This is a genomic window from Streptomyces sp. NPDC091376 (genome assembly GCF_044757085.1).
Classification (GTDB): Bacteria; Actinomycetota; Actinomycetes; order Streptomycetales; family Streptomycetaceae; genus Streptomyces; species Streptomyces pratisoli.
Window position 1 is genome coordinate 208,036 of the sequence record NZ_JBIVUF010000015.1, and the last position, 19,670, is coordinate 227,705.

13 protein-coding genes, 1 tRNA gene and 1 rRNA gene are annotated in these 19,670 nt (G+C 69.8%); 3 read left to right on the forward strand and 12 right to left on the reverse strand.

The window, feature by feature from the left end; genetic code table 11:
• Positions 1-34 precede the first annotated feature (34 nt).
• On the forward strand, positions 35-856 hold the full coding sequence (locus tag ACIQMR_RS28715; protein WP_401393192.1) for an Fpg/Nei family DNA glycosylase: 822 nt from the start codon (positions 35-37) through the stop codon (positions 854-856).
• A gap of 83 nt (positions 857-939) precedes the next feature.
• A complete protein-coding gene (locus ACIQMR_RS28720; RefSeq protein WP_401393194.1) occupies positions 940-1,716 on the forward strand; it encodes an SDR family NAD(P)-dependent oxidoreductase in 777 nt (258 codons plus the stop codon).
• On the opposite strand, the gene ACIQMR_RS28725 is transcribed toward ACIQMR_RS28720, so the two are convergent.
• The 10 genes from ACIQMR_RS28725 to ACIQMR_RS28770 all read right to left on the reverse strand — a co-directional run bounded on the left by ACIQMR_RS28725 (position 1,664) and on the right by ACIQMR_RS28770 (position 16,351).
• Positions 1,664-1,918 (reverse strand): hypothetical protein, encoded by a 255-nt coding sequence (locus ACIQMR_RS28725; RefSeq protein WP_266388527.1) that lies wholly within the window; start codon positions 1,916-1,918, stop codon positions 1,664-1,666. The genes ACIQMR_RS28720 and ACIQMR_RS28725 overlap by 53 nt on opposite strands.
• 188 nt (positions 1,919-2,106) lie before the next feature.
• On the reverse strand, positions 2,107-2,577 hold the full coding sequence (locus ACIQMR_RS28730) for a Dps family protein (RefSeq protein WP_401393197.1): 471 nt from the start codon (positions 2,575-2,577) through the stop codon (positions 2,107-2,109).
• Positions 2,578-2,704: 127 nt separating this feature from the next.
• On the reverse strand, positions 2,705-3,085 hold the full coding sequence (locus tag ACIQMR_RS28735) for a helix-turn-helix transcriptional regulator (protein ID WP_358670773.1): 381 nt from the start codon (positions 3,083-3,085) through the stop codon (positions 2,705-2,707).
• A 109-nt stretch (positions 3,086-3,194) separates the two neighbouring features.
• Positions 3,195-3,704, reverse strand: coding sequence for a CinA family protein (locus ACIQMR_RS28740; protein ID WP_401393200.1), 510 nt, complete (start codon positions 3,702-3,704; stop codon positions 3,195-3,197).
• Positions 3,701-4,378 (reverse strand): CDP-diacylglycerol--glycerol-3-phosphate 3-phosphatidyltransferase, encoded by a 678-nt coding sequence (pgsA, locus tag ACIQMR_RS28745; RefSeq protein ID WP_401393203.1) that lies wholly within the window; start codon positions 4,376-4,378, stop codon positions 3,701-3,703. Before pgsA ends, ACIQMR_RS28740 begins: the two co-directional genes overlap by 4 nt.
• Positions 4,375-5,883: a 30S ribosomal protein S12 methylthiotransferase RimO gene (gene rimO, locus ACIQMR_RS28750; protein ID WP_401393205.1), complete on the reverse strand. Its 1,509-nt coding sequence runs from the start codon at positions 5,881-5,883 to the stop codon at positions 4,375-4,377. Before rimO ends, pgsA begins: the two co-directional genes overlap by 4 nt.
• A 95-nt stretch (positions 5,884-5,978) precedes the next feature.
• Positions 5,979-6,800 carry a helix-turn-helix domain-containing protein gene (locus ACIQMR_RS28755; protein WP_401393208.1) on the reverse strand — a complete coding sequence of 274 codons (822 nt, stop codon included), beginning with the start codon at positions 6,798-6,800 and terminating at the stop codon, positions 5,979-5,981.
• Between the two features lie 187 nt (positions 6,801-6,987).
• Positions 6,988-9,723 carry a DNA translocase FtsK gene (locus tag ACIQMR_RS28760; RefSeq protein WP_401393211.1) on the reverse strand — a complete coding sequence of 912 codons (2,736 nt, stop codon included), beginning with the start codon at positions 9,721-9,723 and terminating at the stop codon, positions 6,988-6,990.
• 148 nt (positions 9,724-9,871) lie between these two features.
• Positions 9,872-10,552, reverse strand: a complete 681-nt coding sequence (locus tag ACIQMR_RS28765; protein WP_266388550.1) for a two-component system response regulator — start codon at positions 10,550-10,552, stop codon at positions 9,872-9,874.
• 309 nt (positions 10,553-10,861) lie between these two features.
• Positions 10,862-16,351 (reverse strand): HAMP domain-containing protein, encoded by a 5,490-nt coding sequence (locus ACIQMR_RS28770; RefSeq protein WP_401393214.1) that lies wholly within the window; start codon positions 16,349-16,351, stop codon positions 10,862-10,864.
• Between the two features lie 269 nt (positions 16,352-16,620).
• Between ACIQMR_RS28770 and ACIQMR_RS28775 the strand changes: the two genes are divergently transcribed.
• Positions 16,621-19,275 carry a SpoIIE family protein phosphatase gene (locus ACIQMR_RS28775; RefSeq protein ID WP_401393217.1) on the forward strand — a complete coding sequence of 885 codons (2,655 nt, stop codon included), beginning with the start codon at positions 16,621-16,623 and terminating at the stop codon, positions 19,273-19,275.
• A gap of 62 nt (positions 19,276-19,337) precedes the next feature.
• Here ACIQMR_RS28775 and ACIQMR_RS28780 read toward each other — a convergent pair.
• Together ACIQMR_RS28780 and rrf are read right to left on the reverse strand one after the other, a co-directional pair.
• Positions 19,338-19,410 (reverse strand) — tRNA-Thr (locus ACIQMR_RS28780).
• A 167-nt stretch (positions 19,411-19,577) separates the two neighbouring features.
• Positions 19,578-19,670 (reverse strand): 5S ribosomal RNA (rrf, locus tag ACIQMR_RS28785); the annotation flags it as partial.

Sequence of the window (19,670 nt, forward strand, 5' to 3'; positions counted from 1 at the left end):
TCCCGAAACGTCGCCCGTCGCGCATGATGGATGCATGCCCGAAGGAGACACCGTCTGGCTGACCGCCCGGAAGCTGCACACCGCCCTGGCCGGACGGACCCTCACACTCTCCGACCTGCGGGTTCCGCGGTTCGCCACCGCCGATCTCACCGGCCGGGAGGTTCTCGACGTCACGGCGCGGGGCAAGCACCTCCTCACCCGCGTCGAGGGCGGGCTCACCCTCCACTCCCATCTCCGGATGGACGGCGCCTGGCGGGTGTACGCGGCCGGTGAGCGATGGCGCGGCGGCCCGGACCACCAGATCCGGGCGGTGCTCGGCAACAGCGAGCACACGGCCGTCGGCTACCGCCTCCCGGTCCTCGAACTGCTCCGCAGCAAGGACGAGGACAAGGCCGTGGGACACCTCGGGCCCGATCTGCTGGGACCGGACTGGGATGCGGGCACCGCCGTACGCAACCTCCTGGCCGACCCCGCGCGCCCCCTCGGCGAAGCCCTGCTCGACCAGCGCAATCTGGCCGGCATCGGCAATGTCTACAAATCGGAGCTGGCCTTCATGGCCCGGGTCACGCCCTGGCTGCCGATCGGCGAACTGCCCTCCGGTGTCCCCGAGCGCCTGGTGGCCACGGCGCATCGCCTTCTGGAGGTGAACAAGAACCGCTTCGACCGCCGCACCACCCCCGCCGCCCGCGGCGGCGACCAGCGCATGGGCGGACAGCGCCCGGGTGAGCAGCACCTGTTCGTGTACGGACGCGAGGGCCGCCCCTGCCTGCGCTGCGGCACCGCGCTCCGCAAAGCGGGCCAGGACGACCGTGTCACCTACTGGTGCCCGGGCTGCCAGTCCGGCCCGACGCCGTAGGAACCCGACCACCGCAGGAAGCCGACCACCGCAGGAGCCCGGCTAGTTGACGATCCGTCAGATCCGGTCGTACGGTCACCGGCATGCCCCTCACCGCGTACGACCTGACCGGCCGCGCCGCGTTCGTCACCGGCGCGGCGAGCGGCATCGGCCGCGCCACCGCCGTACTGCTCGCCGAGGCGGGCGCCACCGTCCACTGCGCGGACGTGTCCGAGAAGCTCCTCCATGAGACCCGGACCCTGATCGACGACGCCGGTGGCACCGCGCACACCCACGTCGTCGACGTGAGCGACCGCGACCGCCTCCACGCCGCGGTCGCGGCGGCCGTATCCGCCTCCGGCCCGCTGCACATCATGGCCGCGATCGCCGGAATCATGCACTCCAGCCCGGTTCTGGAGACACGCGACGAGGACCTCGACCGCGTCCTCGCGGTCAACTTCAAGGGCGTGCTGTACGCCTGCCAGGCCGCGGCCCGCTCGATGATCGACGCGGGCGTCCGGGGCTCGATCATCACCATGGCGTCCGGGGCGGTGGACGCCGCGAACCCCGGCCTGCTCTGCTACGGCGCGGCCAAGGCGGCCGTCGTCCAGCTCACCAAGACGCTGGCCGCCGAACTCGGCCCGTATGCGATCCGGGTCAACGCGGTCGCCCCGGGCTGGATCCGTACACCCATGACCGACCGCCATGACGCGGGGCTGCAACAGAAGGCGGAGGCCGCCATGGTCAGGCTGTCACCGCTCGGCCGGGTCGGCGAGCCCGGGGACATCGCTCACGCGGTCCTCCATCTCGCCTCCGACGCGTCGTCGTTCACGACGGGTCAGATCCTCCGGCCGAACGGGGGCGTCGCGATGCCCTGGTAGCCGTGGTCGTTCCCCCGGCCGTACCGGCATCCCCGGCACGCGACGCAACGTGCACCGGCAGCAGACTGAGCCCCCACCCACCTGCCGCCACTGCCCCCTCGACGAGCCCCGCGTGCTCCGGCACCAGCGCCAGCCGCAGAACGGCCCACCACCACACCGCGCCCAGTGCGAGCGCCGGCAGCAGGACCCATCGCCTCACCATGGCCGCCTCCTCCGGTCGACGCTAGACCGGACCGATCACTCGGCGGCAGGGCGCACCGGATGCACACCCGGCGCGCCCGCAGCGTATGCGCCAGGCGCCCCAGAGGTTCGTGCTCCGGGCCATGCGCCCGCGCGCGGCACCGGGCGCGAGGCCTCGTGCCCCGGGCGGGTCCCCGGCCGGGAGGGCCACTACACGCTCTCGGCCTGGAACATCCAGGCGTGCTTCTCGAGGTCGGCCGTGAGCCCGATCAGGATGTCCTGGCTCACCGGGTCCGGCTCGGCCGTGACCTCGATGCGCTCCCGCATCCCCTCGATCACCGCGCGCAGCGCCTTCACCATCGTGCTCACGACGTCGGAGTCCTGGATCCAGCCGTCCGGCACCTTCCCGATGGCGCTCGCCGAGGCGACCGTCGAGGCCCGTCCGTCGGGCGTCACACCGATCGCCGAAGCCCGTTCGGCCACGGTGTCGGAATGCGTCCGAGCCGTCGTGACGACTTCGTCCAGCTGGAGGTGCACCGAGCGGAACCGCGGCCCGACCACGTTCCAATGGACCTGCTTGGCCACCAGTGCCAGATCGATCAGATCCACCAGTGCGCCCTGGAGGGCCTCACCGGTGACTTTGCGCGCCTGTTCGGGCAGCGGGCTCTTCACCACGGACATCGTGACCTCCGTTCAAACGACACCGTTCTCCACCATGGCATAAATGGCACAAAACGGTTATTCGAGGGAAAAGTAAAGCCCCGGTCGGGTACCCACCCGGCCGGGGCTCATACGTCGAGAGTCGAGATCACGCAGCGACGACGTCCACCGCTTCCGCAGGCGCCTTGATCGTCACCCGTTCCGTCGGCACGCCCGCGACCGATGTCACGGACACGGAATTGAGCGGACGCACCGGCGCGGACACCGGATCGCTCGCCGCTGCCGACGCGGCCAGCTCGGCCAGCGACAGCTCGTCGCTCACTTCCCGCATGAGCTCGGACATCCGTACGTCAAGCGCGTCGCAGATCGCGGAGAGCAGCTCGGAGGAAGCCTCCTTCTGCCCCCGCTCCACCTCGGAGAGATAGCCGAGAGAGACTCGGGCGGACGAGGAGACTTCGCGCAGAGTACGGCCCTGGCGCTGGCGCTGCCGACGCAGCACGTCACCCAGCAGGCGACGGAGCAGAATCATCGGTGGCTCCCTCCTCGGACCGCGTAGCCGCATCCTTCACGCCCCACCGTACCGCCTCGCGCTGCGGCCGTGCGGGGAGCGATGTCGTGTTCACTCAGGGCTGCAAACATCAATTCCCCCCGTTCTGTTCCGTATCCTGTGCTCGCTCATTCGCCGAGAGTTCGCCGGCGAGCAGTTCCAGCACGCTCCGTACGCTCTCTCTACGGATTTCCGCGCGGTCGCCGTTCAATCTCAGCGCGGTCACTTTCCGCGTACCGTCGGGTCCCGCGACCGCGACGAAGACCGTTCCGACGGGCTGTCCGTCCTGGGGCTCGGGCCCCGCGACACCGGTGGTGGCGATGCCCCAGCCGGCCGCCATCCGGGCCCTCGCACCGGCCGCCATCTGCGCCGCGACGTCCGGGTGAACCGCGCCGCACTCGGCCAGCAGGGCCTCGTCGACCCCCAGGAGATCGCGCTTGAGTGCCGTTGCGTACGCCGTCACGGAGCCGCGGAAGGATTTCGAGGCGCCCGGTACGGAGGTCAGCTCCGCGGCCACGAGACCACCCGTGAGGGATTCCGCGACGGCCAGGGTCTCGCCACGCTCCGCGAGGAGGGCGAGCACCCCGGCCGCGTCACTCATCGCGGGGACTCCGCCGCGTCCCGGGCGGCCCGGCGTTCGGCGGCGAGCCCCCTGCGGCGCAGGACGACCGCCTGTCGCACGTAGTCGAGCCCGGTGACCACCGTCAGCACGACGGCCACGGCCATGACCCACCAGCGCAGCGTGGCCAGCGGGCCGGTCAGCGCCAGCACGTACATACCGACCGCCGTGCCCTGCGCCAGCGTCTTCATCTTGCCGCCGCGGCTGGCGGGGATCACCCCGTGCCGGATCACCCAGAAGCGCATCAGCGTGATGCCCAGCTCACGGAAGAGAATCACTCCGGTCACCCACCAGGGCAGGTCGCCGAGCGCCGAGAGGCAGATCAGCCCGGCCGCCATGATCGCCTTGTCCGCGATCGGGTCCGCGATCTTCCCGAAGTCCGTGACCAGGTTGTAGGCACGCGCCAGATGCCCGTCGAAGATGTCCGTGATCATGGCGACGGCGAACGCCGCCCAGGCCCACGCGCGCCAGACCGGGTCGTATCCCCCGTCCATGAGCAGCAGCACCACGAAGGCGGGCACGAGCACCAGCCGCATCATGGTGAGGATGTTGGCGATGTTCCACAGACTGGCCTGGTTGACGGCCGCAGCGCCCAGCTTGCCACCGGGCGCCGGCCTGCCGGTCCCGCCCGCAGCGGATGCCGGGACTCCGGTCATCTGCGCGCCTCCTCACGACACTCGGATACGGCTTCGGCCACGAGGTCGACACCTTCCGTACCGACGACCTTCGCTTCGACGATACGTCCGGGCACCAGGCCGTCGGCACCCGTGAAGATCACCTGACCGTCGGTCTCGGGCGCCTGGTGCGCCGCCCGGCCCACGGCGCCGCCGTCCTCGCCCTCGTCGTCCACGGACTCGACCAGCACGTGCAGCGTCTCCCCGAGGCGCTCCTCCGCGCGCTGGGCGGTCAGCTCCTCGGCGAGCCGGGACAGCTGGGCGAGGCGCTCGTCGACAACGTCCTGGTCCAGCTTGCGGTCGTAACCGGCGGCCTCGGTGCCCTCCTCGTCGGAGTAGCCGAAGACCCCGATGGCGTCCAGTCGGGCCTCGTTGAGGAAGCGCTCCAGCTCGGCGAAGTCCGCCTCGCTCTCGCCGGGGAAGCCGACGATGAAGTTGGACCGCACACCGGCCAGCGGGGCCTTGCCGCGGATCGTCTCCAGCAGGTCCAGGAACCGCTCGGTGTCGCCGAAGCGCCGCATCGCGCGCAGCACACCGGGCGCGCTGTGCTGGAACGAGAGATCGAAGTAGGGAGCGACCTTCTCCGTCGACGTCAGGACGTCGATCAGACCGGGGCGCATCTCCGCCGGCTGCAGATAGCTGACCCGCACCCGCTCGATGCCGTCGACGGCCGCCAGCTCGGGGAGCAGCGTCTCCAGCAGGCGGATGTCACCGAGGTCCTTGCCGTACGAGGTGTTGTTCTCGGAGACCAGCATGATCTCCTTCACGCCCTGCTCGGCCAGCCAGCGGGTCTCGCCGAGCACATCGCTCGGCCGCCGCGAGATGAACGAGCCCCGGAAGGACGGGATGGCGCAGAACGAGCAGCGGCGGTCGCAGCCTGAGGCCAGCTTGACCGACGCGACGGGGCTGGTGTCGAGCCTGCGGCGCAGCGGAGCGCGCGGCCCGGAGGCGGGCGCGAGACCGTCCGGCAGATCGGCGGGCACGTTCTCCGGAGCCAGGACCGGAGCCGGAGCCGGGGCCTGGGCGTGGCCGGGGAGGGCCACGTCGGCCTTGTGCCGTTCCGCCGGGCTGACCGGCAGCAGCTTGCGCCGGTCGCGCGGGGTGTGCGAGGCGTGGATGCCGCCGCTCAGAATGGTCTGGAGCCGGTCGGAGATGTCGGCGTAGTCGTCGAAACCCAGCACGCCGTCCGCTTCGGGAAGCGCGTCGGCGAGCTCCTTGCCGTACCGCTCGGCCATGCAGCCGACGGCGACCACGGCCTGGGTCCGGCCGTGGTCCTTGAGGTCGTTGGCTTCGAGCAGCGCGTCGACGGAGTCCTTCTTGGCGGCCTCGACGAATCCACAGGTGTTGACGACCGCGACATCCGCATCGGCGGCTTCCTCGACGAGCTCCCAGCCATCCGCTGCCAAGCGGCCTGCGAGCTCCTCCGAGTCCACCTCGTTACGGGCGCAGCCAAGAGTGACAAGGGCGACGGTACGGCGTTCGGGCATGGGCTCAAGACTACTTTGTCCCGGCCCACGCCCGATCCGCGAGGCCCACCGCCCGCGGTGCGGGCGATGGGCCGACGATTTTCGGTCGTGACGGGTCAGCCGGCCTCGGGGTCACCCTTCGAGTAGGACAGCCGCTCGACCTGTCCGTTCTCGAACCGGTCCTCGATCTTCTTGCCGTTCACGAACAGCTCGATCGCGCCGGCGTTGCCCAGGATGAGGTCGAGGCGCTCGTCGTCCTGGAAGGTCTTGGACTCGCCCGCGAGGAGCAGTCCGTCGAAGAGCAGCTTGCCGTTGGCGGACTTGGCGGAGATCCAGCTCTTGTCGTCGGCCGCGGTCAGCTTCACCGTCACCTTGTCCTGCGGTACGGCGGCGATGGCGCTCTCGGAGGGTTCGGGCTTGGGTGCGACCGGCTTGACCGGGGCCGGCTTGTGGCTGGCCTTCTCGGGTGTCGAGCCCTCGGCGACCTGCTTGGTGCCGTTGCCGTCGCTGCCGCCGTCGAAGAGCGTGAAGCCGACGAATCCGATCACGGCGACGATCGCCGCGACCATCGCGGCGGTCCAGTTGGGGCGCCTGGGCTCGGGGCGGATCCGTTCCGCCTCGAAGAGGGGGGCGGCGGGCGTCGGAGAGGGACGCCCACCGTGCTCCGCGTCGTACTCCGCGATCAGCGGGGCCGGATCCAGCCCCACGGCGCGCGCGAGCGTCCTGATGTGCCCGCGGGCGTAGACATCGCCACCACAGCGGGAGAAGTCGTCCTGCTCGATCGCGTGCACGATGGGCACACGTACGCGGGTGGACGTACTGACCTCGTCGACGGTCAGACCTGCGTCGGCGCGAGCCTGCTGGAGTGAACGACCGATCGAAGGCTGGTCGTCCTCGATGGAAGGCCGGTCGTCTTCGGGGGAGTTGCCGATGGACACGGGGGCGCCTTTCGAGCGTGTAGCCACCTGCTGGAGGTTCAGTCTATGGGTGGTACGAAAGGGTGGGGCAACCGGGCGGTGCAGTTTGTACGCCATCAGAATGGTCGGACAGCGTGAGGATCGGACACATGGTGTCCCTCCATCCAACTGGACGTACGACCAAGGGAAACGGTTGCCTCGCCCTCCCTTACGAATCAGACTCCCCACGGATCACGGCGAGCACTCCATCCAGCTCATCGGGTTTCACCAAAACGTCACGCGCCTTGGAGCCCTCGCTGGGTCCCACGATGTTCCTCGACTCCATCAGGTCCATCAGCCGGCCGGCCTTCGCGAAGCCGACCCGGAGCTTGCGCTGGAGCATGGACGTCGACCCGAACTGGGTGGAAACCACCAGCTCAGCGGCCTGACAGAGCAGGTCGAGGTCGTCGCCGATGTCCTCGTCGATCTCCTTCTTCTGCTTGGTGCCGACCACCACGTCGTCCCGGAAGACAGGGGCCATCTGATCCTTGCAGTGCCGGACGACGGCCGCGACCTCCTCCTCGGTCACGAAGGCGCCCTGCATACGGGTGGGCTTGTTGGCGCCCATCGGGAGGAACAGGCCGTCGCCCTTGCCGATGAGCTTCTCCGCACCCGGCTGGTCGAGGATGACCCGGCTGTCGGCGAGGGAGGAGGTGGCGAAGGCGAGCCGCGAGGGCACGTTCGCCTTGATCAGGCCCGTGACGACGTCGACGGAGGGCCGCTGGGTGGCCAGTACCAGATGGATGCCCGCGGCGCGCGCCAGCTGGGTGATCCGGACGATGGCGTCCTCGACGTCGCGCGGCGCGACCATCATCAGGTCCGCCAGCTCGTCGACGATCACCAGCAGATACGGGTAGGGCTGCAGCTCGCGCTCGCTGCCCTCGGGCGGTGTGACCTTGCCGTTGCGCACGGCCTGGTTGAAGTCGTCGATGTGCCGGTAGCCGTAGGCCGCGAGGTCGTCGTAGCGCAGGTCCATCTCACGGACGACCCACTGCAGCGCCTCGGCGGCCCGCTTGGGGTTCGTGATGATGGGGGTGATCAGGTGCGGAACGCCCTCGTAGGCGGTCAGCTCGACCCGCTTCGGGTCGACGAGGACCATCCGGACGTCCTCCGGGGTCGCCCGCATCATGACCGAGGTGATCAGGCAGTTGATGCAGGAGGACTTTCCGGAGCCGGTGGCACCGGCGACCAGGACGTGCGGCATCTTCGCCAGATTGGCCATGACGTAGCCGCCCTCGACGTCCTTGCCGAGCGCCACGAGCATCGGGTGCTCGTCCCCGGCCGCCTCGGCCAGCCTCAGCACGTCGCCGAGGTTGACCATCTCGCGGTCGGAGTTCGGGATCTCGATGCCGACGGCGGACTTTCCGGGGATCGGCGAGATGATCCGCACGTCCGGGCTGGCGACGGCGTAGGCGATGTTCTTGGTCAGCGCGGTGATCCGCTCGACCTTCACGGCGGGGCCGAGCTCGACCTCGTAGCGGGTGACCGTCGGTCCGCGGGTGAAGCCGGTGACGGCGGCGTCCACCTTGAACTCCGCGAAGACGTTCGTCAGTGAGGCGACGATCGCATCGTTGGCGGCGCTGCGGGTCTTGCCCGGCCCGCCGCGCTCCAGCAGGTCCAGGGACGGCAGTGCGTAGGTGATGTCGCCGGAGAGCTGGAGCTGCTCTGCGCGCGGCGGCAGGGGCTGCGAGTCCTCGGGCGCGGGCTTGGTGAGGTCGGGCACGGCGGTCTTGGCGGCGGGCGCGGGCTGCTCGGTACGCGCGCCGGGTACGGGGCCGACGGCGCGCTCCCGGTCGGCGGTGAGGTCGCGGGTCAGGCCGGCGACGACCGGGGAGGGCGGCATCCCGTTGAGGACGGCGCCGTCGAGGGCCGCGGCGGCGGCCGCGGCGACGTCGACCGCGTCCAGGGGACGGCTGCCGGCGGGCTGTGCGGAGGAGCCGCGCCGCCGTCGCCGGGAGAGCGCCTCCTGTTCCGCCTTCTCGGCGTCGTACACCTCGGAGGCACCGGCAGCCGGGCCGCGGCGCCGCGAGGGCCGCGCCTCGCGCCAGCCGTCGTCGTACTGCCCGTCCTCGGCCTCGTCGGTCGCGCCGGGCTCGTACGGGGCGTCGAGGAGGCCGAGCCGGACACCGAGCATGCGCAGCCGCTGCGGGATCGCGTTGACGGGGGTGGCGGTGACGACCAGCAGTCCGAAGACGGTGAGCAGCACCAGCAGCGGTACGGCGAGGACCTCGCCCATCATGAAGATCAGCGGCTGGGAGGCGGCCCAGCCGATCAGCCCTCCCGCGTCCTGCATCGCCTCGGCGCCCGAGTCGCGCCCCGGCGAACCGCAGGCGATGTGGACCTGGCCGAGCACACCGACGACCAGGGCGGAGAGCCCGATGACGATGCGGCCGTTGGCCTCGGGCCGTTCGGGGTAGAGGATCAGCCGTACGGCGATCGCCACGAGCAGTATCGGCACGAGCAGATCGAGCCGGCCGAAGGCGCCGGTGACGAGCATCTCGACGAGATCGCCGACGGGGCCGCGGAGGCTGGACCAGGTGCCCGCGGCGACGATGAGTCCGAGGGCGAGCAGCAGGAGCGCGAGCCCGTCCTTGCGGTGCACCGGGTCGAGGCCCTTGGCGCCGCGTCCTATGCCGCGGAGCATGGCGCCGAGGGCGTGTGCGACGCCGAGCCACAGGGCGCGCATCAGCCAGATCACGCCCCCGGTGGGATTGGGCGCGGGCTTGGGCACGGCCTTCTTCGCCGCCGCCTTCTTCGCGGGTGCGCTCTTCTTGGCCGCGGTCTTCTTCGCCGCGGGCTTCCTGGCGGGCGCCGCCTTCTTCGCGGCGCCGGTCGTACGGCCGGCGCGCGGCTTCGCGGTGCCCGCCGCGCCCTGTGAACCCTTGCCGGACGTACGTGAGGCCATGGTGGTGAGGTTACCGGTGTGACCGGCGGGGGACACGTGTGCCCACCGGTTCACCCGTTCGTGTCGTCCTTGCCGGGTCCGGAGACTGACGTCCCATCAGCGTCCGGAGCTCCGGTCCGGCGGCACGGCGGGATCCGGAGGACAGCCCCTAGCTCTGTGACGGCAGCGAGGGCGTGCCGGTGCCGGCTCCGGGCTCCAGGGCGTCCAGCGCCCTGCGCAGACCGGTGAGTTTGCGTTCGAGATGGGCTGCGGTGGCGACGGCCGCGGCGTCCGCGGACTCGTCGTCGAGCTGCTTGGAGAGTGCCTCGGCCTGCTCCTCAACTGCCGCGAGCCGCGCGGAGAGTTCGGCGAGGAGACCGGCCGGCTCCTTGGTGTCTCCCGTGCCGTGTCCCCCGCCCTCCAGCTGGAGGCGGAGCAGCGCGGCCTGCTCGCGCAGCTGGCAGTTCTTCATGTAGAGCTCGACGAAGACGGAGACCTTCGCGCGCAGCACCCAGGGGTCGAACGGCTTGGAGATGTAGTCCACCGCGCCCGCGGCGTATCCGCGGAAGGTGTGGTGCGGTCCGTGGTTGATCGCGGTCAGGAAGATGATGGGGATGTCTCTGGTCCGTTCGCGGCGCTTGATGTGCGCCGCGGTCTCGAATCCGTCCATTCCTGGCATCTGAACGTCCAGCAGAATGACCGCGAAGTCGTCCGTCAGCAGCGCTTTGAGCGCTTCCTCCCCTGACGATGCCCGTACCAGTGTCTGATCGAGCGCAGAGAGGATGGCCTCCAGCGCCAACAGATTCTCCGGCCGGTCATCGACCAGGAGGATCTTGGCCTTCTGCACCATGCCTCGCCCTCCTCGCCCCGGCTTGGGGTCTCCCCAGCTCGAAGAGCCGGGAGAAGCACCGGGCGCCGCCCCGAGGGACGACTCCCTAGCGCCGCCCGTCCTTGTGCCGGTCATGGTAGCCGCACCCCGCCCGTCGCCACACCCTGTCACCGCGATGTCACTGTGCACGTAGCAGAAACGCGGTGGGAGACCAGAAGGTTCCCCGGATACCGCCCTCTCACACGCCTTCGAGCACAGTCAGTCAGCAACACGCGAGAATCCGCACAGTCCGCAATCAGACTGTGATGCCCCCGCGACCAACCATCGTCACTATCCGCGCATCCACTGCTCCATGACGGACAGCAGATGGTCGGGGTCGACCGGCTTGGTGACGTAGTCGGACGCACCCGACTCGATCGCCTTCTCCCGGTCGCCCTTCATCGCCTTCGCGGTGAGCGCGATGATCGGCAGCCCGGCGAACTGCGGCATCCTGCGGATGGCCGTCGTCGTCGCGTACCCGTCCATCTCCGGCATCATGATGTCCATCAGTACGACCGTCACATCGTCGTGCTGTTCCAGGACTTCGATGCCCTCCCGCCCGTTCTCCGCGTACAGCACGGACAGTCCGTGCTGCTCCAGCACGCTGGTGAGCGCGAAGACGTTGCGGATGTCGTCGTCGACGATGAGCACCTTCTCGCTGTGGAACGTGAAGGTGGGGCGAGGCTCCGACGCGCCCTCCTGCGGGTGCTGTCCCGCCCAGGCCTCCAGCGACCCGCCCGGCGACCCGGCGGGCTGACCGGGCAGCGCGTGCCGCAGGTCCATGGCGCCCAGTGCTTTACGACGGCGACGGAAGAGCGTCCCGGGGGCGTTGTGCGCGTCCGGGGCCGCCGACGGCGCCTGCGGGCCCGCCTCGGCGATCCCCGCGTCGTCCATGGCGGCCATCGGCATCTCGGGCCCCGGAACGAGCTGCGGGTAGCCCTGCGGCGGCAGTTCGCTCGGGTGGAGCGGCAGGTACAGCGTGAACGTGGAACCGCGGCCCGGTTCGCTCGCGGCATGGATCTCGCCACCGAGCAGCCGGGCGATCTCCCGGCTGATCGACAGCCCCAGGCCCGTACCGCCGTACTTACGGCTCGTCGTGCCGTCGGCCTGCTTGAACGCCTCGAAGATGACCCGCATCTTGCTCGCCGCGATCCCGATACCGGTGTCGGTGACCGAGAAGGCGATCAGATCGCCGTCCGCGTCGCGCAGCGACCCCGCCTCCAGCAACTGCTCACGGATCGACTGCGGCACGTCGGCGTTCGCCGGCCGGATCACCAGCTCCACCGCACCGGTGTCGGTGAACTTCACCGCGTTCGACAGCAGATTGCGCAGCACCTGGAGCAGCCGCTGCTCGTCCGTGTGGAGCGTGGCCGGCAGCTCGGGCGAGACCCGCACCGAGAAGTCGAGCCCCTTCTCCGCCGTGAGCGGCCGGAACGTCGCCTCCACGTAGTCGACGAGCTGCACCAGCGCGATACGGGTCGGGCTGACGTCCATCTTGCCCGCCTCGACCTTGGACAGATCGAGGATGTCGTTGATGAGCTGCAGCAGATCCGAGCCCGCGCCGTGGATCGTCTCGGCGAACTCGACCTGCTTCGGTGTGAGGTTGGTGTCGGCGTTGTCCGCGAGCAGCTTGGCGAGGATCAGCAGCGAGTTGAGCGGGGTGCGCAGCTCGTGCGACATGTTCGCCAGGAACTCGGACTTGTAGCGCATGGAGACGGCGAGCTGCTCGGCCCGCTCCTCCAGGACCTGCCGGGCCTCCTCGATCTCGGTGTTCTTCACCTCGATGTCGCGGTTCTGCTGGGCCAGCAGCTCGGCCTTGTCCTCCAGCTCGGCGTTGGACGACTGCAGCGCCTTCTGCCGGTTCTCCAGCTCCTCCGAGCGCTCACGCAGCTGCTCGGTCAGCTCCTGCGACTGCTTCAGCAGCACCTCGGTCTTGGTGTTGACGCTGATCGTGTTGACGCTCGTCGCGATCATCTCGGCGATCTGGTTGAGGAAGTCCCGCTGGATCTGGGTGAAGGGCTGGAAGGACGCCAGCTCGATCACGCCGAGGACCTTCCCCTCGAACAGCACCGGCAGCACGATCACATGCGCCGGCGAGGCCTCGCCCAGCCCCGACGAGATCTTCAGATAGCCCGGCGGAACGTTGACCTGGATGGTCCGCTTCTCCTCGGCCGCCGTGCCGATCAGGGTCTCCCCCGGCCGGAACGACGTGGGCATCAGGCCGGCCGAGTAGCCGTAGCTGCCGCGCATCACCAGCTCGTACGAACCCTCGCTGCCCGTGCCGAGCTCGCCCCCGCCGCCCGTGGGCATCGCCAGGAAGAACGCGCCGTGCTGTGCGGAGACCACCGGCGTCAGCTCGCTCATGATGAGCGAGGCGACGTCGTCCAGGTCCCGTCGGCCCTGCATCAGACCGGAGATACGGGCCAGGTTGCCCTTGAGCCAGTCCTGCTCCTCGTTGGCGAGGGTGGTGTCGCGCAGGTTGGCGATCATCGTGTTGATGTTGTCCTGCAGGACCTGGATCTCGCCCGCTGCGTCCACATCGATCTTGAGGTTGAGGTCGCCGCGGGTCACCGCCGTGGCGACCGCGGCGATCGCGCGCACCTGCCGGGTCAGGTTCCCGGCCATCTCGTTCACGGACTCCGTCAGGTCCCGCCAGGTGCCGTCGACGTCGCGGACCCGGGCCTGGCCGCCCAGCATGCCGTCCGTACCCACCTCGCGGGCCACCCGCGTCACCTGCTCGGCGAACGAGGACAGCTGGTCGACCATCGTGTTGATGGTGTCCTTCAGCTCGAGGATCTCGCCGCGCGCGTCGATGTCGATCTTCTTGGTGAGATCACCCTTGGCGATCGCGGTGGTGACCGTGGCGATCTGGCGCACCTGCCCGGTCAGGTTGGACGCCATCGAGTTCACGGACTCGGTGAGGTCCTTCCAGGTACCCGCGACGCCCGGCACCCGGGCTTGGCCGCCGAGGATGCCCTCCGTACCCACCTCACGGGCGACCCTCGTCACCTCTGCCGCGAACGACGACAGGGTCGTCACCATCGTGTTGACGGTGTCGGCCAGTTCGGCGACCTCGCCGCGCGCCTCGACCGTCACCTTCTTCGTCAGATCACCGTTGGCCACCGCGGACGACACCCGGGAGATGTTCCGCACCTGACTGGTCAGGTTGTTGGCCATCAGGTTGACGTTGTCGCTGAGGTCCTTCCAGATGCCGGTGACACCGCGGACCCGGGCCTGGCCGCCGAGGATGCCCTCCGTACCCACCTCACGGGCGACCCTGGTCACCTCGTCGGCGAAGTTGGACAGCTGGTCGACCATCGTGTTGACGGTCGTCACCAGCTCCAGGATCTCGCCCTTCGCGTCGACGGTGATCTTCTTCGACAGATCGCCCTTGGCGACCGCCGTCGTCACCTCGGCGATGTTGCGCACTTGCGAGGTCAGGTTGTTCGCCATGAAGTTGACGGACTGCGTGAGGTCCTTCCAGGTGCCGGAGACGCCCTGCACCTCCGCCTGGCCGCCCAGGATGCCCTCGGTGCCCACCTCGCGGGCCACCCGGGTCACCTGCTCGGCGAAGTTGGACAGCTGGTCCACCATCGTGTTGAGGGTGTTCTTCAGCTCCAGGATCTCGCCGCGCGCGTCCACGTCGATCTTCTGCGACAGGTCACCGCGCGCCACCGCCGTGGCGACCTGCGCGATGTTGCGCACCTGGGCCGTGAGGTTCCCGGCCATGCCGTTCACGGAGTCCGTCAGATCGCGCCACACACCGGCGACGCCGGGCACCTGCGCCTGGCCGCCGAGCCGCCCGTCCGTACCCACTTCGCGGGCCACCCGCGTCACCTGCTCGGCGAACGCCGACAGCTGGTCGACCATCGTGTTGATGGTGTTCTTCAGCTCCAGGATCTCGCCGCGCGCGTCCACGTCGATCTTCTGCGACAGGTCACCGCGCGCCACCGCCGTGGTCACCTGGGCGATCTGCCGCACCTGAGAGGTCAGGTTCCCCGCCATGAAGTTGACGGAGTCGGTGAGTTCCTTCCACGTACCGGACACTCCGTCGACCCGGGCCTGGCCGCCGAGCCGGCCCTCCGTACCCACGTCCCGCGCCATCCGCGTCACCTGGTCGGCGAACGACGACAGCTGCGCCACCATCGTGTTGACGGTGTTCTTCAGCTCCAGCATCTCGCCGGCCACGTCGACGGTGACCTTCTGCGACAGGTCACCGTTGGCGACTGCGGTCGTCACCTGGGCGATGTCCCGCACCTGACCGGTGAGGTTGCGGAACGCCGTGTTCACCGAATCGGTGAGGTCCTTCCAGGTTCCCGCCGCGCCCGGCACCTCGGCCTGGCCGCCGAGCCGGCCCTCGACGCCGACCTCCCGGGCCACCCGGGTCACTTCGGAACCGAACGACTGGAGCTGCTCCACCATCGTGTTGACGGTCTTCTTCAACTCCAGCATCTCGCCCGCGACATCGACGGTGACCTTCTGCGACAGGTCACCGTTGGCGACCGCGGTGGTCACCTGGGCGATGTCCCGCACCTGCGTGGTGAGGTTGCGGAAGACGGTGTTGACCGAGTCGGTGAGGTCCTTCCACGTACCGGCCGCGCCGGGCACCTGCGCCTGACCGCCGAGCAGACCCTCGGCTCCGACCTCACTCGCCACACGCGTCACTTCGTCCGCGAAGGTGCGAAGAGTTTCGGTCATCTGGTTGATGGTCTCGGCGAGCTGTGCGACCTCGCCGCGCGCGCTGACCGTGACCTTCTGCGACAGGTCGCCGTTCGCGACCGCGGTGGTGACCTCGGCGATCCCCCGCACCTGCGAGGTCAGATTGCCCGCCATCGTGTTGACGGAGTCGGTCAGGTCCTTCCACACACCGGCGACGCCCGGCACCGCCGCCTGACCGCCCAGCTCGCCCTCCGTGCCCACCTCGCGGGCCACCCGGGTCACCTCGGAGGAGAACGAGGACAGCTGGTCCACCATGGTGTTCACGGTGTTCTTCAGCTGGAGCATCTCACCGGCGACATGCACGGTGACCTTCCGCGACAGATCGCCCTTGGCGACCGCCGTCGTCACGAGAGCAATGTCACGTACCTGAGCCGTCAGCCGGTACGCCATCGTGTTGACGGAATCCGTGAGGTCCTTCCACGAACCGGACATTCCTCGCACCTGGGCCTGGCCGCCGAGTTTGCCCTCGGTGCCCACCTCCAGTGCGACCCGCGTCACCTCGTCGGTGAACGCCGACAGCTGGTCGACCAGGTTGTTGACGGTACGCGCGACCTTAAGGAACTCGCCGCGCAGCGGACGCACGGTCCCGTCGGAACCCTCGGCCGCGTGCGAACGGAGCTCCATGCGCTGCTCCAGATCGCCCTCGGCGACCGCCGACAGCACCCGGCCGACCTCGGACACCGGCCGCGCCAGATCGTCCACCAGCTCGTTCGAGGCGTCGATCGCGGCGGCCCAGGACCCCTCGCAGGCTCCGGGCTCCAGCCGCTCCGTGAGTTTTCCCTCACGACCGACGACACGCCGAACCCGCGCGAGTTCTCCGGTCAGATGCAGATTGCGGTCCGCGACCTCGTTGAAGACGGCCGCGATCTCCGCCATGACGCCGTCGCCCGACACGGTCAGCCGCTTGCGGAAGTTCCCGTCCCGCATGGCCACAAGGGCCGCCATCAGCCGGTTCAGAGCCGCGGTGTCCACCGCTGTCGTCCCCCCGCGTGACTGATTTCTCCGGGACTGTCCGCCTTGTGCGCGCGTGCCAGTGCCACGCGACGCTGCACCAGACTCCACCGTGTCCCTCCCGCAGGGGTTGACCATCTTGATCGAGCTGTCTCAGAAGCTTTCCCAGTGTTTCACCACAGCCGAACCAGGCCATAACAGTTCGGCAGCTTCGCATAGCGTCCCCGCCCCTGGAAGGCGGAAACAGCGGTGACCGGCATCCGCTCGGACAGCGAAGGTAAGTAACCTGGCATCCGGCTGTCCAACCGCCCCGGTCGCCCGGCGGGGGCGGCATGGCGCGAGGAACTACCAACGGGCACCGGGAGGGGCGGGCACCGACCATGTCAGAGCCGGGCGTCGAGACGCGTATGAGGAACTCTGTGATCACCGCGCGGGCGGCTGCCAGCTTCGACCCCGTCGGGCGGTCCGTAGCGACGGCCCGCGCCTTCGTCCGCGACACACTCCAGGGCTGGGGACACTCCGACGTCGTCGACGACGCCGTCGTCCTCACGAGCGAACTCGTCACCAACGCGGTGATCCACGCCGGCACCGCCGCCGACGTGCTCTGCCTGCGGACCGAGGAGGGCGTACGGGTCGAGGTCGCCGACCACTACCCGGAACGCGAGATCCCCATCCAGGGCGGCAGCAGAGCCTTCGCCCACCCCGACCGGGAGAACGGCCGGGGGCTGCTGCTGTGCGCGGCGCTGGCCACCCGCTGGGGCGTCGAGTACACCCCGACCCACAAGCACGTCTGGTTCCAACTCGACCTGCCGCAGCGCACGGTGGGCACCCGCTCGGCCGGCCCGGTCCTGCCCGTCGACCTCCTCCCCGTCGCCGACGAGCGCGTCCGTGTCGCCGTCCTCCAGATCGACCGCAACGAAGCCATCACCTCCTGGAACGACGACGCCGAGCACCTCTTCGGCTACGCGGCGGACCAGGTCCTCGGCAAGCCCCTCGGCGAGTTCGCGGCCTGGCCCCACACACCGGGCATCGGCACCGGCATCGCCGAGGCCCTGCGACTCTCCCGCTGGGAGGGCAGCTACGGCATCCGCGGCACCGACGGCCGCGTCATCCCCGTCTACGCCTCGCACCTGCGCGTGCGCGACACCCAGGGCGAGGCGTCCACCGTCTGCCTCCTCGTACGGGACTACGAGCGCGCCGTGCTGCAGACCCCCATGCGGGCCCCCGCCACCGACGGCGCCAACCACGAGAGCCGCAACGCCGACCCCTTCGAGGTCTTCATCGGCTCCCCGGCGCCGGACGACCTCGACGGTCTCCTCCAGCGCACGGTCGAACGCGCCCGCGACATGCTCGACGGCGACTCGGCCTTCCTCCTGCTGGCCACCGACGACGAGACGGAGCTGGAGGTACGGGCCACCACCGGGCTCCCGTCCGCCCGGCAGCGCTTCGCCCGCGTCCCCGTCGAGGCGGGAACCGGGCGCTACGGCTCGGCGCGCATGCCCGCCGTCCACGAGGACCTCACCGCCGTCCCCGGCGCCGTCCCGCTCCTCAGCGGCACCGGCATGCGCTCCGTCGTCACCGTCCCGCTCAAGGTCGAGGGCCGGCTCACCGGCTCCCTCGGCGTCGCCGCGGAAGCCCCCGGCCGATACGCCAACGAGGAAGCGCTGCGTCTGCAGTTCGCCGCCGACCGCATCGCGCTCGCCGTCGAGTCCGCCCGCCTCGGCGAGCTGGAACGCCTCCGGCGCGGCTCCCTCAGCTTCCTCGTCGAGGCCTCCGACCTGCTTGCGGGCACACTGGACCGGGACCAGACGCTGGCCCTCATGGCCCAGATGACGGTCCCGACGCTCGCCACCTGGTGCGCCGTCTACACGATCGCCGATCAGTCCTCCGAGCCGTACCTCTCGTACGTGCTGCACGAGGACGAGGAGCGCATCGACGGCCTCAAGGCCCTTCTGTCGAAGATCGACCCGCCGGACCCGGTGCCGACGCCCGGCGCCCGCACCTGGCACGCCCCGGCCGAAGCAGCGCACCAGGCAGCCTTGCGCACCTCGATGCGTGAACTGGGCCTGGGCGCCACGCATGTGTCGTCCGGCATCGGCACGACCCTGGCCACGGCCTCCGCGGTCGGCGGCGAGACGGTCGTTCTGCCGCTCGTCGCCCGCAACCGCGTCATCGGCATGCTCACTCTCGGCAAGCCCTCCGACGACCACTTCCGCCAGGAGATCCTCGAACTCGCCGAGGACCTCTCCCGACGGGCCGCTCTCGCGCTCGACAACGCCCGCCTGTACTCGGAGCGCACGGCCATCAGCCAGGCCCTCCAGCGCAGCCTGCTCCCGCCCGGCCTCCCCCAGGTCCCCGGCGTCGAGGTCGAGGTGATCTACCGCGCCGCCGGCGAGGGCAACGAGGTCGGCGGCGACTTCTACGACCTCTTCCCCATCCGCGACGGCGCCTACGGCTTCGCCATCGGCGACGTCTGCGGCACGGGGCCGGAGGCGGCCGCCGTCACCGGCCTGGCCCGCCATGCCCTGCGCCTCCTCGCCCGCGAGGGCTTCGGCGGCCCGGCGGTACTGGAGCGCCTCAACGCGGCGATCCTCGATGAGGGCGCCCGCAGCCGCTTCCTCACGCTGCTGTACGGCGAGCTGTGGCCCCAGGAGGACGGCTCGGCGCTCCTCAAGGTCGTCTGCGCCGGCCATCCGCTCCCGCTGCGTCTGCGCCAGGACGGCTCCGTCGAGCCGGCGGCCGAACCGCAGCCGCTGCTCGGGGTGATGGAGGACCTGGAGCTGTACGAGCAGACCGTGACTCTCGACCCGGGCGATGTCCTGCTTTGCGTCACCGACGGCGTCACGGAACGCCGTGAGGGCACGCGCATGCTCGGTGACGACGGCCTCACCGACGTTCTGACGACGTGTACGGGCCTCACGGCCGGAGCGGTCGCGGCGCGCGTCCTCCGCGCGGTCGAGCGCTTCGCCGCGGAGCCCGCCTCCGACGACATGGCGATCCTCGCGATGCGCGTCCCGGAGCCGCACCAGGGCTGAGCCGACGCCGGCGAAACGAAGAAAGGCCCCCGCCGCGAGGCGAGGGCCTTTCTTCCGTTCGGAGCCCCCAAACGGAATCGAACCGTTGACCTTCTCCTTACCATGGAGACGCTCTACCGACTGAGCTATAGGGGCCAGTTACCCTGTCGCGGTCTCCCGCGCGGCAACAAGACAGATCCTAGCGCGAACTCACGCGTGCTCCTAATCGGCCGGGACACCAGCTTTCTGACGTCACGTCAGCCCGAAGGACGCAGAAATGCCTCAACCCCCGGACAGGGTCCGGGGGTTGAGGCTCAATGATTGTTCGGCGGTGTCCTACTCTCCCACAGGGTCCCCCCTGCAGTACCATCGGCGCTGAAAGGCTTAGCTTCCGGGTTCGGAATGTAACCGGGCGT